The organism is Pigmentiphaga kullae, assembly GCF_004216695.1.
GTDB lineage: Bacteria > Pseudomonadota > Gammaproteobacteria > Burkholderiales > Burkholderiaceae_B > Pigmentiphaga > Pigmentiphaga kullae.
Map to the genome: position 1 here is coordinate 1204587 of NZ_SGXC01000001.1, position 14390 is coordinate 1218976.

At 68.8% G+C, this 14390-nt stretch carries 14 protein-coding genes; 9 read left to right on the top strand and 5 right to left on the bottom strand.

Annotated elements, in window-relative coordinates; genetic code table 11:
- The first annotated feature begins 227 nt into the window (after positions 1-227).
- Both EV675_RS05935 and EV675_RS05940 read left to right on the top strand, forming a co-directional pair.
- Positions 228-1661, top strand: coding sequence for a DEAD/DEAH box helicase (locus EV675_RS05935; protein ID WP_165404605.1), 1434 nt, complete (start codon positions 228-230; stop codon positions 1659-1661).
- Positions 1662-1863: 202 nt separating this feature from the next.
- The gene (locus EV675_RS05940) at positions 1864-3129 is read left to right on the top strand and encodes an FAD-dependent monooxygenase (RefSeq protein WP_130356422.1); all 1266 of its coding nucleotides are present in this window, start codon (positions 1864-1866) and stop codon (positions 3127-3129) included.
- On the opposite strand, the gene EV675_RS05945 is transcribed toward EV675_RS05940, so the two are convergent.
- The 5 genes from EV675_RS05945 to EV675_RS05965 form a co-directional block, all read right to left on the bottom strand.
- On the bottom strand, positions 3092-3619 hold the full coding sequence (locus tag EV675_RS05945) for a P-loop NTPase family protein (protein ID WP_130356423.1): 528 nt from the start codon (positions 3617-3619) through the stop codon (positions 3092-3094). The genes EV675_RS05940 and EV675_RS05945 overlap by 38 nt on opposite strands.
- Before the next feature lie 69 nt (positions 3620-3688).
- A complete protein-coding gene (locus EV675_RS05950) occupies positions 3689-5086 on the bottom strand; it encodes an amidase family protein (RefSeq protein WP_130356424.1) in 1398 nt (465 codons plus the stop codon).
- 33 nt (positions 5087-5119) lie between these two features.
- Positions 5120-6172 (bottom strand): 2,5-dihydroxypyridine 5,6-dioxygenase NicX family protein, encoded by a 1053-nt coding sequence (locus tag EV675_RS05955; protein ID WP_130356425.1) that lies wholly within the window; start codon positions 6170-6172, stop codon positions 5120-5122.
- A gap of 25 nt (positions 6173-6197) precedes the next feature.
- Entirely contained in the window at positions 6198-6836 is a 639-nt protein-coding gene (locus EV675_RS05960) for a flavin reductase family protein (RefSeq protein ID WP_202865576.1), read from the bottom strand.
- Positions 6833-7807, bottom strand: a complete 975-nt coding sequence (locus EV675_RS05965) for a Bug family tripartite tricarboxylate transporter substrate binding protein (protein WP_130356426.1) — start codon at positions 7805-7807, stop codon at positions 6833-6835. The genes EV675_RS05960 and EV675_RS05965 overlap by 4 nt, the downstream gene beginning before the upstream one ends.
- Positions 7808-7988: 181 nt before the next feature.
- On the opposite strand from EV675_RS05965, the gene EV675_RS05970 reads away from it, so the two are divergent.
- The 7 genes from EV675_RS05970 to EV675_RS06000 all read left to right on the top strand — a co-directional run bounded on the left by EV675_RS05970 (position 7989) and on the right by EV675_RS06000 (position 14373).
- Entirely contained in the window at positions 7989-8822 is an 834-nt protein-coding gene (locus tag EV675_RS05970) for an IclR family transcriptional regulator (protein ID WP_130356427.1), read from the top strand.
- A 116-nt stretch (positions 8823-8938) separates the two neighbouring features.
- Positions 8939-10042, top strand: a complete 1104-nt coding sequence (locus EV675_RS05975) for an amidohydrolase family protein (protein WP_124687246.1) — start codon at positions 8939-8941, stop codon at positions 10040-10042.
- A gap of 59 nt (positions 10043-10101) precedes the next feature.
- Complete coding sequence (locus tag EV675_RS05980; protein ID WP_130356428.1) at positions 10102-10737, top strand: nuclear transport factor 2 family protein; 636 nt, start codon at positions 10102-10104, stop codon at positions 10735-10737.
- Positions 10738-10745: 8 nt separating this feature from the next.
- On the top strand, positions 10746-11237 hold the full coding sequence (locus tag EV675_RS05985) for a RidA family protein (RefSeq protein ID WP_242621343.1): 492 nt from the start codon (positions 10746-10748) through the stop codon (positions 11235-11237).
- Positions 11238-11306: 69 nt separating this feature from the next.
- A complete protein-coding gene (locus tag EV675_RS05990; protein ID WP_124687248.1) occupies positions 11307-12281 on the top strand; it encodes a LysR substrate-binding domain-containing protein in 975 nt (324 codons plus the stop codon).
- A gap of 110 nt (positions 12282-12391) precedes the next feature.
- The gene (locus EV675_RS05995) at positions 12392-13342 is read left to right on the top strand and encodes a Bug family tripartite tricarboxylate transporter substrate binding protein (protein ID WP_130356429.1); all 951 of its coding nucleotides are present in this window, start codon (positions 12392-12394) and stop codon (positions 13340-13342) included.
- Positions 13343-13350: 8 nt separating this feature from the next.
- Positions 13351-14373, top strand: a complete 1023-nt coding sequence (locus EV675_RS06000) for a Gfo/Idh/MocA family protein (RefSeq protein WP_130356430.1) — start codon at positions 13351-13353, stop codon at positions 14371-14373.
- The last annotated feature ends 17 nt before the right edge of the window (positions 14374-14390 follow it).

A 14390-nucleotide genomic window follows, 5' to 3' on the forward strand; every position in this document is an offset into this window, starting at 1 on the left:
AATTGCAGTCTGCGCCTGGCTCCAATCCGGGCGTGCATCCGGCCAGGCGCCGCGCGCCATGTCTTCCGGGCTCCACCCGGACAGCCGTTTTCCGGCCGGCCTATCCCCAGTTACCACATACGTCAGCCTCGATTGGAGTCACTCAGCTTGAGCGACGGGCCGTCGCTGGAGTTGTCTTGATTACTTCCGATATTTCGTTTGCCGACCTTGGCCTGGCCGAGCCGCTGATGCGTGCCATCGCCGATGCCGGTTATACCCATCCCACCCCCATCCAGGCCCAGGCGATTCCCCAGGTGCTCAAGGGCGGCGACCTGCTGGCCGCCGCGCAGACCGGCACCGGCAAGACCGCCGGCTTCACGCTGCCCCTGCTGCACCTGCTGTCGTCCAACCGCCCCGCGCAGATGCGCCCGGGCCGGCCGCGCTGCCTGATCCTGACGCCCACGCGCGAACTGACCGCGCAGGTCGAGGAATCCGTCCAGATCTACGGCAAGTACCTGCCGCTCAAATCCATGGTGATGTTCGGCGGCGTCAACATCAATCCGCAGATCACCGCGCTGAAGAAGCCGGTGGACATCCTGGTCGCGACCCCCGGTCGCCTGCTGGACCATGTGGGCCAGAAGACGCTGGACCTGTCCGGTGTCGAGATCCTGGTGCTGGACGAAGCCGACCGCATGCTGGACATGGGTTTCATCCGCGACATCCGCAAGATCCTCGCGCTGCTGCCGTCCAAGCGCCAGAACCTGTTGTTCTCGGCCACCTTCTCCGACGACATCCGCGCCCTGGCCAAGGGCGTGCTGAACGATCCGGGCGAGGTCTCGGTCGCGCGGCGCAACACCGCCTCCGAACTGGTGCGCCAGTCGGTGCTGCTGGTGCAGAAGGAACAGAAGCGCGACCTGCTCAGCCACCTGGTGCGCAGCAATGGCTGGAAGCAGGTGCTGGTGTTCACGCGCACCAAGCACGGCGCCAACCGGCTGGCCGAGAAGCTGGTCAAGGACGGCGTTCCCGCCGCCGCCATCCATGGCAACAAGAGCCAGTCCGCCCGCACCAAGGCGCTGGCCGGGTTCAAGGACGGCTCGGTGGAAGTGCTGGTGGCGACCGACATCGCGGCGCGCGGCCTGGACATCGACCAATTGCCGCAGGTGGTGAATTTCGAGTTGCCCAACGTGCCCGAGGACTACGTGCACCGCATCGGCCGCACCGGCCGCGCGGGCGCGACGGGCGCCGCGGTGTCGCTGGTCGATGGCGAGGAAGGCAAGCTGCTGGCCGACATCGAGAAGCTGATCAAGCGCAAGATCGACCGCGAGCCCCTGCCCGCCTTCACCGTGTCGGCACCCGATCGCGACGAGCGGGCCGACCGCCCGCCGCGCTCGCATGCGCCGCGCCAGGGTCAGGGCCGCCAGGGCGCGCCGCGCGACGGCGGCCGTGGGCAGTCCGGCCATGGTTCGGGCGGCCGCCAGCCGTCCGGCGGTGGCCGTGGACAGGGCGCCGCGCGCGGGCAGGGTCCGGCCAGTCGGCCGGCCTCGTCTCCGTCCAGCCAGGCCCGTCCGGCCCAGCCGCGCCATGCCGCGCCCGCTTCCCAGGGCGCGGCTCGCCCCGCCGGCGAAGCCCGCAGCGGCGGCGCCCGCCGCCCCGCCCTCTTCACGCCCAAGACGCAGGGCTGAGTCACCTGCGCCGCCGGATCGCCTGCGCGGTCCGGCGGCGCGTGCCATCGCTTTCTCCCCCCTTTCGATCCGTGCGCGTCCCGCTACTTGTGCGTTGACGCCGGATAGCTACGCTCGTAAACTATTTGCGAAACTTAGTTTCGCAATGCGAACATAACGTATCAGGCCACGACCTCATGTCCCACAGCGAGAAACAGCACGCATGAAAGCGCCCCACGACCAACCGCGCATCCTGATCGCCGGCGCGGGCATAGGAGGGCTGACCACGGCCCTGGCTCTCAGAAGACTGGGCTTCCGCCATGTCGAGGTGCTGGAACAGACGGCGGTCCTGAAGGAGGTCGGCGCGGGCATCCAGCTCGGCCCCAATGCCGTCAAGGTCCTGCACGACCTGGGCATCGCCCCGGCGCTGGAAGCCGTGGCGGTGGCGCCGCTGGCTACCCGGTCGCGCGACTGGGCCAGCGGCCGCACCATCCGCGATTTTCCGCTGGGGCCGGAGTGCGCGCAGCGCTACGGCGCGCCCTACTACCACGTGCATCGCGCCGATCTGCACAATGCCCTGATCGACGCATATGGGCGCGAGAACGTGCGGCTGGCGCAGCGCGTCAAGACGTATGCGCAGGACGCGGCGGGCGTGAGCGTGGTCCTGGAGTCGGGCGAGACCGTGGAAGGCGACGTGCTGGTCGGGGCCGACGGCGTGCATTCGGTCGTGCGCGGCCAGTTGCTGGAAGGGCAGGATCCGCGCTTCACCGGGCTGCTTGCCTGGCGGGGCATGGCGGATGCGGACCGCGCCCGCCACCTGGGCATCGAAAAGAACGTCAACGCCTGGTGGGGGCCGCATCGGCACTTCGTGAACTACTACGTGTCGGCGGGCCGGCGCATCAACTGGATCGGCATCGTGCCCGCGGGGCAGTGGCGGCTCGAATCGTGGTCGGCGCGCGGCGACAAGGCCGAGGTGCTGAAGGAGTTCGACGGCTGGCACCCCATCGTGCGCGGCCTGATCGAGGCCACCGACGACGTGTTCAAGTGGGCGTTGTACGACCGCGATCCCTGGCCCGTGTGGACCCGTGGCCGGGTGACGCTGCTGGGCGACGCGGCCCATCCCATGGTGCCTTTCCTGTCGCAGGGCGGTTCCCAAAGCATCGAGGACGGCCTTGTGCTGGCGCTGTGTCTGGCCGGGCTGCCGCACGATCCGGCTGCCGCGCTCAAGACCTACGAGGAACTGCGCACCGGCCGCACGGCGCGCGTGCAACTGGGCTCGCGCGAGGCGGGTCGCATGTTCCACCAGACCGATCCGCTCAAGAAATTCATGCGCAATCTGAAGTTCCGCTGGGCCGCCCTGACCAACAGCCAGGAAAAGTGGCGCCGGGTCGACTGGCTGTACAGCTACGATTGTCGGGAGGCCGTGGCCGCGAAGCTGGGCGCCGTGTCCGCTAGCGTGCCAGCTCCCACCGCCGATAGCATCGCCTGATCGCCGCCGCCGAGGGCAGCGTCACCGTGGGCAGGTCGAGCCCTTTGATCATCTCGACATAGCGTCGGCGGTTGCGCGGCGTGACCACGGCGATATGGTGGATCATCGCCCACTTGACGCTGTCGCGGCCGCCTTCGAGCGCGCCGCGACGGTCGCGCTCGAACCAGGTCCGGCGCAGGTAGCGCAGCAGGCTCAGCGGCGTGGAGATGTCCAGCAGGATCACGCCGGTGGCGCGCCGCAGGCGCTGCGGCATGCAGCTGGAATAGTTGCCGTCCATGACCCAGCGCTCGCCCGCGATGGCCGCGTCGTGCAGGGCGGTGAATTCGTCCGCGGGGCGGGGCTCCCAGTCGGTATGGGGCAGGTGGTAGAGCTGGTCGAGGTGGACCGGCTCCAGGGCGCATTTGCGGGCGATCGCCTCGGCCAGCGTGGACTTCCCGCTGTTGGAGGGCCCGACGATGCAGATGCGCGGCCCCAGGCTCGCAAGCTTCATGAAAAAGTGTCCTTCACATCCAGACACCTTTTTATTCGATGGCGCGCGCCCTGCCCAGCCCGGCGGGGATCAGAGCGGCGGGCGCGCCTCGAATCCCAGCACCGTTTCCAGCGCGTGCGCCGCTTGCAATACCTCGGCATCGTGGCCGCGCGGCGCGGCGATGTGCAGGCCCATGGGCAGGCCGGCGGCGGTCAGTCCCATGGGGATGCTGATGGCGGGCTGCTGCGTCAGGTTGAACAGCGACGTGTAGGGCGTCCAGGCGCGCCGGTTGGGGAATTCCTCGAATTCCTTCGGATAGCTCAGGTTCGCGTCGAAGGCGGGGGCCGCGACGGTGGGCGTCAGCAGCAGGTCGAAGCGCTGGTGGAAGGCGTGCAGGCGCCGCGCCAGGTCCTGGCAGCGCGCCTGCGCGCCCATGTAGTCCTCCAGCGCCAGGCCGGCGCCGTCTTCCAGGATGCCGGCCATGACGGGCGACAGCAGCGCGCGCCGCTCCGCCGGCATGTGCTGCAGCGCATACCGGTATCCCGCCTGCAGCAGGACCAGGTAGTCGTCGATGGGATTGTCGATGTCCGGATCGGCTTCTTCGACGATGGCGCCCAGCTCGGTCAGACGCTTTCCCATCTGCCGGAAGGCCTGGGCGATCCCGGCGTCGACCTTGGGGGCGTAGCCCAGCGTCAGGCTGAGGGCGACGCGCTTGTCGCGCAGGCCTCGTTCGAGATCGGCGCCCAGGCTGTCGGGCCGCCAGGGCAGCGACATGGCGTCGCGCGGATCGGGCCGGGCGATGACGTCCAGCACCGTGGCCGTGTCCCGCACGTTGCGGGCCAGGGGGCCGACGCAGGACAGGCCGCCGGCCACGTTGGGCGGATACATGGGCACCAGGCCGCCGGTGGCCTTGAAACCCACCACGCCGGTCAGGGCCGCGGGAATGCGCAGCGATCCGCCGGCGTCCGAGCCCAGCGCGAAGGGGCAGAAGCCGGCGGACACCGAGGCCGCGCCGCCGCCCGAAGAGCCGCCGGCCTGCTTGGTCGTGTCCCAGGGATTGGTGGTGGCGCCGGTGAGGGGGCTGATGGTGACCGGACCCGCGCCCAGTTCCGGCATGGTGGTCAGGCCCAGCAGCACCGCGCCGCCTTCCCGGCAGCGCAGCACCGCGGGCGCGGTGTCCGCCACGGGATCGGCGGGCATTGCGCGCGAGCCGCGCCGGTGGGGCAGCCCGGCCACCATCAGGTTGTCCTTGGCGGTGAAGGGGGCTCCGTCCAGCGGTCCGAGCGGCGCGCCGCGCAGCCATCGCGCCTCGCTGGCGCGGGCCGCCGCGCGGGCGCGGTCCTCGTCCAGGATGGTGAACGCATTGATGCGCTCGTTCAGCGCGGCGATGCGGGCAAGCTGCGATTCGAGCGCCTCGACCGGAGAGATCTCCTTGCGTTCGAAGGCGTGGGCGAGCTGCGTAAGGGAAAGGAACGGCAGGTCTGGCATGCTGGTGGGAATCCTGGGTTGATCGATGGCGCGTTACTGCGGCTGGGCGCCGTCGACGCGCTGGCCGGGGGCCACGACGTCGCCGTCCACGACCATGGGTTGGCCGTCCACGTGGAACGAGCATTTGCGCATGGGGATGTCCAGGTGCGCCTTGGTGCGGCGGCCGCCGCCGGGGCCGGTGGAAAACAGGAAATTGCCGTAGAACGACCGCGCTTCCATGCCTATGGTGGCGGCCTTGTCGTACAGCCCGAGCGAGGTCCAGCGGGCCTTGGGCTGCAGCCCCCAGCCCAGGTGCGACACCGCGTAGGCGTCGGGGTCGTCGAAGCCGCGCAGGTAGGTGTCCAGGAACTCGGCATCCAGCCCGCCCGAGATGCGCACGATGGCGCCGCGCTCGATCTCCAGGGTGATGGGAGTCTGCACGTAGTTCTTGAACGGCAGGATGATGTCGCCCGGGGCCAGCACCACCACGCCCTCGGCCGTGCCGTCGTCGGGCAGGCGGGCGACGAAGCCGCTGGGCCAGTGGTCCCAGCGGCCGGGGCTGTCCACGTAGCCGTACTCCGCGGTGATGGGATAGGCGCCTATGGAGGCCGTGAGCCGGGTGCCCGCCGCGGACGTGACGGTGATGCGGCGCCCTTGCGCGTAGGCGTCGCGCGCGGCCAGCACGCGGCGCCGGTCGTCCGGCGACGGCATGACGCGCGCGAGGACTTCCGGCGGCTCGTAGGCCAGCAGCATGCGGGTGCCGGATTCCAGCACCGCGCGCTGGCCCGGCGTGAACAGCAGGAACACGGTGTCGATGACCAGGTCGGCCGCCTTCATCGCGGCCAGCGCCATGGGGTCGTCGTCGATGGGCGAGGCGCCGCTGACCACGGTGGGATCGGTGCCTACCTCGCAGGTATCCCAGTTGGGCGCGATCTCCAGCTTGACCACCCGCGCCTGCAGCGCGGCGGCGGCCCGGGCGGCGGCATCGGCCACCCGCGGGTCGGAGTTCTGCGAGGTCAGGATCAGCACGTTCTCGCCCGGGGACAGCTTCGAGAGCTGCAGGACGTCCGTCCAGCAGCGGGTCAGTTGCGAGGGGCTCAGCGGCATGGGGCCTCCGGAATGCCGGGCGCGGTCATGGCCGCTGCCCGAAGCGATTGAACGAATCGTGTTCCAGGCTGAAGGCATCCCCCAGCCGGCAGTAGTCCCGGCCGGCCAGCCGTCCCACGCCGCGCAGCGCGGCCATGTCGATGCGGCCTTGCGCGCCGACCACGTCGGAATCCACGTGGATGGCGACCACCTCGCCCAGGACCAGGGTGTAGCTGCCGCGCGGCAGCGGCAGCGCCTGTGTCAGCGTGCATTCGAACCAGGCCTTGGACTCGGCCACGCAGGGCGGACGCACCAGCGAGGCGGGCGCGGGCGTCAGGCCCGAGGCCTGGAACTCGTCCACGCCGGATGGGTGCGCCTGGGCGCAGGCGTCCTGCTGCGGCGCGATGGCTTCGCCGACCAGGTTGACCACGAACTCCCCGGTGGCGAGGATATTGTTCAGCGTGTCCTTGGGACGGTCCCCGGCGTGGCGGCCGATCGAGATGCACAGGTAGGGCGGATCCGTGGATACGGCATTGAACCAGCTGAACGGAGCGAGGTTGGCCCGTCCGTCGCGGTCGACCGTGGACACCAGCGCGATGGGCCGGGGCACGACCAGCCCGGCCACCAGCTTGTACAGGCGCGCCGGGTCGGTCTGGTCGGGAAGGTAGCGGATCTTCGTGGTCACTCGGGTCGGATGTTGGCTTCGCGGATGACGGTCTTGAAGGTGGTCAGTTCGTCGTGGATGAGCCTGGCCGACTCCGCCGGCGACGCATAGCGGGTAATGATGGACTGGGCCAGCAGCGGTTCCTGCACCGCCTTGTCGGAGAAGACCTGCTTGAAGGCGCGGTCGAGCTTCTCGATGACGGGCGCGGGCGTGCCGGCGGGGGCCAGCGCGAACAGCTTGGCGCTGACATCGTAGCCCTTGAGGCCGGCCTCGGTCGCGGTCGGCACATTGGGCAGCAGGCTGATGCGCTCGGGCGAGGCGACGGCCAGCGCGCGCAGCTTCTGGTTGCGGATGTGGGGCAGCGTGGCCGCCAGGCTTTCTATGCTCATGTTCACCTGCCCACCCACCAGGTCGAGCAGCGACGGCGAGATGCCCTTGTAGGGAACGTGCAGCAGGTCGACGCCCGCGGCGCGCTTGAACATTTCCCCGGCCAGGTGCTGTACCGAGCCGTTGCCGCTGGAGGCGAAGGTCAGCGCGCCCGGTTTGGCCTTGGCCAGCGCGACGAGCTCCTGGACGGAGGTGGCCTTGACGCCGGGATTGACCACGATCACGAATGGGATGCTGCCGAACACCGAGACCGGGGTGAAGCTTTTCTCCAGGTCGAAGGGCGCGGAGCGTTCGTACAGCGAGGCGTAGATCGCGTGGCTGGTCAGCGAACTCCACAGCAGGGTGTAGCCGTCGGGGTCGGCCTTGGCGACGGATTCCGCGCCTATGCTGCCGGTGGCGCCGGGGCGGTTGACCACGACCACCTGCTGGCCGAGCTGCTTGGCCAGCATGGGGCCGGCCAGGCGCGCGGCCGCGTCCACACCGCCGCCCGGGGGCCAGGGCACGACCAGGGTGATGGGCCGTTCCGGCCATTCCGCATGGGCCCCCAGGCTGGTTGCCAGCGCGATGGCCCCGATGGCGGTTTTCAAGACTGCTTTGACGTTCATGCTCGACCCTCGATGATGATGGCGAAGCCCCCGGCATTCCTGCCGTGGACGCTTGTGCAACCGGGGCCGTGCGGCCCTTGCCTCCTTGGTAGTTCGCAATGCGAAACTAAGTTTCGCAAACTTTTGGGGTATCCTACCCAACAACTTTTGCGCGTGTCAACGAAGTTTGCGAGCAGGTCGGATGAGAGGAACTTCCCAATCGAGGGCGATCAGCCCGGTGCCATTTGCCGAGCCGGATGCCGACGAGGATCCGGGCAGGCAATTCGTAACCGCGCTGGCCCGGGGGCTGAGCATCCTGAAGGCCTTCACTCACGGCGACACGTCGCTGGGCAACCAGGAACTGGCCGAGCGCACGGGGCTGACCAAGCCCACGGTATCGCGGCTGACCTATACCCTGACCCGTCTCGGCTACCTGGCCTGTTCGCCGCAGACCGGCCGCTACGAACTGGGCACCTCCGCGCTGGCGCTTGGATATTGGGCGATGGCCGGGTCCTACATCCGGCAGGTCGCCACGCCGTTGATGGAGCGGGTCTCCGAAGAATTGAACCTGTGCTGCGCCCTGGGATACCGGGACGAGGCCGATGCCGTCTATCTCGAACACACGCGCGGTTCCGGCGCGCTCATCATGAGCGTGCAATCCGGAACGCGCACGCCGCTGGTGACGACCGCCATGGGCCGCGCGCTGATCGCGGTCATGGACCGGCCCGAGCGCGACAAGCTGTTCGCCGCCGAGAAGGTGCGCCACGGCGCGCAGTGGCCCAGGATCCTGAAGGGCATCCAGGAGGGTCTGAAGGACTACCAGGCGCGCGGCTTCACGCTGTCCCTGGGCGACTGGGAAAAGGAAATCAACGCCGTGGGCGTGCCGCTGGAACTGAACGATGGCAACCCGCCCATGGCTCTGATCCTGGGCGGTTCTTCCTATGTGGTCGATCGCCAGCGGCTGGTCGAACACGTCGGCCCCCGGCTGGCCGAACTGGCCGCGCAGATACGCCATGGCCTGAAGTCGCGCGGCTGATTCCCGCCCTTCGCGGCCCCCGTTTTTGCTCATAGATCCATGATTATTTGCAATGCGACATGCGTGAAGTCGCGGCATAAGATGCGCCCGTCCATGACCGAACGAGGATCCGGGCAATGCCGTCTGACCGCAATGCAATCGCCGCGCCGCCGCTCGCGCAACCGGGCCGCAGGCGCGCGCTGAAGGGACTGGCGGGCTACGCCTCGCTGTGCGCCGGGTGCCTGGCGCTGCCGGGCCGGGCCGGCGCACAGGGCGCGGCCGCGCACCGCATCGATACGCACCATCACATCTTTCCGCCGGCCTACCTGGCGGCCGCGCGAGAAGGCGTCGTCGATTCGTCGCCCGGCGCGCCGACGGACATGTTCGACAAGTGGTCGCCGCGCAAGTCGCTGGACGACATGGACAAGCAGGGTGTGGCCACGGCCATCGTGTCGATCTCCACGCCGGGCGTGTTCTTCGGCGACGTGGCGCAGGGCCGGCGCCTGGCGCGCGAGTGCAACGAATACGGCGCGAAGATGATCGCCGACCATCCCGGCCGGTTCGGCATGTTCGCGGCCGTGCCGCTGCCCGACGTGGAAGGCAGCCTGCGCGAGATCGCCTACGCGCTGGACGAGCTCAAGCTCAACGGCGTGGGTCTGCTGACCAGCTACGGCGATCGCTGGGCCGGCGATCCGGCATTCTTCCCGGTGTTCGAGGAACTGAACCGGCGCAAGGCCACGGTCTATTTCCACCCCACGGCCGCCAACTGCTGCGGCAGCCTGGTGCCCGAGACCAAGGTATCGCTGGAGTACCCGACCGACACGACGCGCTGCGCGGCCAGCCTCTACATCAACGGCGTGCTGTCGCGCTGCCCGGACATCCGCTTCATCCTGTCGCACGGCGGCGGGTCGCTGCCCAGCTTCGCCAGCCGCATCGATGCGCTGTTCGCCGGGTCGCCCACCGCGCCGCGCTGGCCGACCCGCGCCATGGACGAATTCCGGCGCCTGCACTACGACACGGCCGCCATCCTGAATCCGCCCGCGATGGCGGCGCTGCGCCAACTGGTGCCGGCCTCGCAGATCCTGATGGGCAGCGACTTCCCCTACCGCTCGGCGGGCCGCGCGGTCAAGGAGATCCGCGACCTCGGCATGTTCACCCAGACCGAGCTCGAGGCCGTCGAGCGCGGCAACGCGCTGCGCATCGTGCCCGGCCTGGCGACGGCCGGCCAGCGCGCCGGCTGAGGCTTACCCGTTCCCGGCCGGGGGCCGGGGACACCCTTCCCATCTGTCAGGAGAAACTCATGCAGCAAGCACCGAACGCGCCGCTGCGGCGCCAGCTTCTTACCGCCGGAGCGGGACTGGCGGCCGTGGTCGGCGCCGCCATGGGTAGCGCGCCGGCCCGCGCCGCGGCGCCGCCTTCGCAGGCCGAGGCGCTGGAGCAATTGCTGAGCAAGCAGGCCATTTCCGAGGTGCTGTACCGCTATCCGCGCGGCCTGGACCTGCTGGACCGGGACATCCTGCTGTCGCTGGGCCATGCCAACGGCACCGTGCAGTTCGGCAAGATGCGCTTCGATCCCTGGGCCTCGTTCGTGGACTGGCTGCTGGAGGCGCACAAGCCCATGCTGTCCAACAACCATCGCATGACCAACATGCTGATCGAGGTGCGGGGCGACAAGGCGGTCAGCGAAACCACCGGTACCGCGACCCTGGTGGTGGCCGTGGAGAAAGATCAGATCGAGGAACGCTGGATGCACTCGCGCTATCTGGATCGCTGGTCGCGCCGCAACGGCAGATGGGCCATCGACTCCCGCCAGTCGGTCACGGATTTCCGGCGTATCGAGGTCTTCCCCGCTTCCGAGCTGAAGACCCGCTACAGCACGCTGGGGGATCGCCTGGGCAAGGACGATCCGTCATACAAGCTGTTCAATTTCCAATGAGCGCGCCCATGAGCACTGTATCGAAGCTGGGAGCGGCGTGCGCGTTGTCGCTGTTGGCCTGGGGGGCCGTGCAGGCGGCCGACCACATGCCGCAGGGCGAACGCACGCAGGGCCGTTCGTACTCGCCCGCGGTGGTGACCGAAGGCGGGCGCATCGTGTGGCTGGCGGGCGAGACGGCCACCACCGACCTGCAGGGCCGCGACATCAAGGGCGACTTCGAGGCGCAGGTGCGCACGGTGTTCGCGCTGATCGACCAGACCTTGAAGCGCGCGGGCGGGAGCCTGAAGGACGTCGTCACCATGACGGTGTACATGACCGATGTGCGCAACGGCGCCACTTTCGCCAAGGTGCGCAGCGAGATGTTCCCCGACCGCCGCTTTCCGGCCAGCGCGCAGATCTCCGTCTCGGCGCTGGCCGTGCCGGGCATGCAGATCGAGATCCAGGCCGTGGCGGTGCTGGGCGACAAGTGCTCGCCGGCCTCGCCCTGCCTGCCGAGGTAGCCGGCCGGGGCGGGCCGGGAGGAGGCATCCGATAGAATCGGATGCCTGCCTTCTCCGAGCGTTCCCGACATGCGTGCCAGGACCCCCCGTCGTGCCTCCGATCCGCTGGTGTCCGGCAGCGGATTGCCCGTGGACCTGCGGCGGATCAAGCTGCGCCACCTGGAATGCATGCTCGAGGTCATGCGCACGCACAGCTTGCGCGATGCGGCGCACGCGCTGCACGTGACGGAATCGGCGGCGTCCAAGACACTGCGCGAACTGGAGGCGGAACTGGGCGTGACGCTGTTCCAGCGGTCCAAGCTGGGCACGGTGCCGACCGAGGCTGGCGAGAAGTTCGCCCGCCATGCGGCAAGCGCGGTCGAGGCCCTGAGATGGGGCGCGGCCTCCGCCCGCGGCCTGGCGCCGGCGGGCGCGGCGCTTCGCATCGGCGCCATGCCGGTCGCGGCGGTGAGCTTGCTGCCGTCCGTCCTGCAACGCATGACCAGGCTGGTTCCCGGCTTGACGCTGGAGGTCGTGGCCGGCTCGAAGGCGATCCTGCTCAATCTGCTGCGCGAGGATGCCATCGATGCGGTGCTCGGCCGGCTGCCGCCCGCGGACGACATGCAGGGCCTCTTCTTCGAGCAGTTGCTGCTGGACCGATACATCGCCGTGGTTCGTCCCGGCCATCCTCTGTCCGGACGCCACGGCCTGAGGCTCGCGGACATCGTTTCCTATCCGCTGGTCCTGCCTCCGCCCGAGACCGTCACCTGGTCCGAGATCCAGCGCTTGTTCGTGTCGCAGGGATTGCAGATGAACGAGACACGCATCGAGACGATCTATCTCGAGCTGAGCCGGGCCTGCACACAGACGAGCGACGCCGTCTGGTTCGCGTCGACCCGGCACGTGAAACCGGACCTCGAGCATGGGCTGTTGGACCAGTTGTCGGTCGATTGCTCCATGCTGGAGGCCCCGCTGGGCATCATCGCAAGGCAGGCCACGGGCCGGCACGCGCTCAGGGACCAATTGCTGGAGATGATCCGGCAAGACGTGCTCGGCCCAACTTGACTTTCCATTCCGCTCAACTGAAACGCCGAAAAGTCGTTTTACCCCGCGATATCTCGCCAGTAATCTTCAAGCCAAATCGGACCGCAGTCGGTCCGCCCATTGGAGACACCATGAAGAAGATTCTGTCGAGCGCCGTGTTCGCGGCCTCCGCGCTGGTTGCGTTTTCATCAACGGCCGCGACGATCCAGGCCATCGTGCCGTTTCCCGCCGGGGGGCCCCTGGACCTGGTTGCCCGCATCGTGACGGCGCAAATGCAGCAGGCGTCGGGCGATGTGTTCGTGGTCGACAACCGCGGTGGCGCCAACGGCATGATAGGCGCCCGGGCGGCCGCCGGTGGCGCCGCTAACGGTTCCAGCCTGTTGTTTGCCGATGGCGCGATGGTCACGGTCAATCCGCGCCTCTACCCCCGTGATCCGGCGTTCGACGCGGAGCGGGATCTCAAGGTGGTGGCCGCCGTGGCGTTCCAGCCGGCGGTACTGGTGGTGAATACGTCCGTGCCGGTGAAAAGCCTGAAGGACTTCATCGCCTATGCCAAGGACAAGCGGCTGGACTATGCGTCGGGCGGCCTGGGATCGCAGGGACACCTGACGATGGCCGCCTTTGCCGGCGCCGCGGGCCTGGACATGACGCATGTGCCCTACAAGGGAGGCGCGCCGGCCATGAACGATCTCGTCGGCGGCCAGGTCCCGGCGGCATTCGTCGGCGTGGCCGGTGCGATGGGGTTCATCAAGAGCGGCAGGCTGAAGGCGCTGGCCGTTTCGGGGGATCAGCGCATTCCCGCCATGCCCGACGTGCCGACCGTGAGCGAAGCGGGGCTGCCGGGCTTCGTGATGCAAGGGGCGTACTTCGTGATGGTGCCGTCCAAGACCCCCGATGCCGTGGTGAAGACTCTCGAGCAGCGGGTGTTGGCCGCCGCGTCGGACAAGCAGGCGCAGCAGAAGCTGCGCGATCTGGGACTGGATGCGAAAACCATGGACCGGGCGGCCTCCGAGCGCTGGCTGGCGACCGAACGCCAGCGCATGGGCAAGCTGATTGCCGATCACGGCATCAAGGCGGAATAGGACCCGGCATGGCGGCGCATCGCGTTGCATTGATCGCCCCCAGCCACTGGCACTATCCGTTGTACCGTCCGGCCTTTCTCGGGGCGGACATCCGGATAGCGGGAGTCTGGGATCCTTCCGCGCTGCTGGCCCGGCAAGTCGCGGCGGAGTTCGACGCGCCGGTATTCGCCACCGTGGACGAACTGCTGAACCGATCGGACGCCGGGTTCGCGTTCGCCTTCGGCGTGCATGCGGACATGCCGGCCATTGCCGGCCGCTTGATCGACCGGGGCATGCCTTTTTCGATCGAGAAACCCGCGGGCCTGCACGGCGACCATATCGCCGGCATTCGCCGCGCGGCCCGGCGCGCGGGCGTGTTCGTTTCGATTCCGTTCCATTACCGGCTGAGCGCGCTGGCCCGAGCGCTGTCGGGGACGACGGCGCTGCCATCGCCGGATTTTCTCCACGTGCAATGTTCCGTCCATGCCGGCTCGCCGCTGCGCTTCGCCGACTCGTCGCCATGGCTGATCGAGCCCGGGCGTGCCGGCGGTGGATGCCTGATGAACCTGGGCCATCACCCCATCGACCTGCTGTCGTGGGTGACGGGCACCGACGTGGTATCCGTGCAGGCCACGCTGTCGAACAAGGCATTGCGGCTGGCCGTCGAGGATCATGCCTTGCTGTCGCTGGTGCTGGCGGACGGCACGGTGGCGTCCCTGGAGACCTCGTATCGGCAGCCCGCGCGCGCGGCGGACTACATGGACTTCCATGTCGCGCTTGCCCATCGCGCGTTCACCGCGAAGCGGGATGGGGAGCGCCTGGCGTTCCTGGATACCGCGTCGGGCGCTGCGCGGCATGTCGATGGCGGGTGGAGGTTCAAGGACTATTTCGCCGACTACGTCCGTACGACCTTGTCCCGCGTGGAGGCCGGCGCGCCGCCCGTCGCGGGGCTGGAAGACCTGGAAAGGACTCAGCGCGTCATCGATGCGGCCTATCTGTCCGCCAGAACGGGACGGTCCACGGTGCCGCAACGGGTGAGTTCTATCGATTGAATGGAGCGGCGGCACGA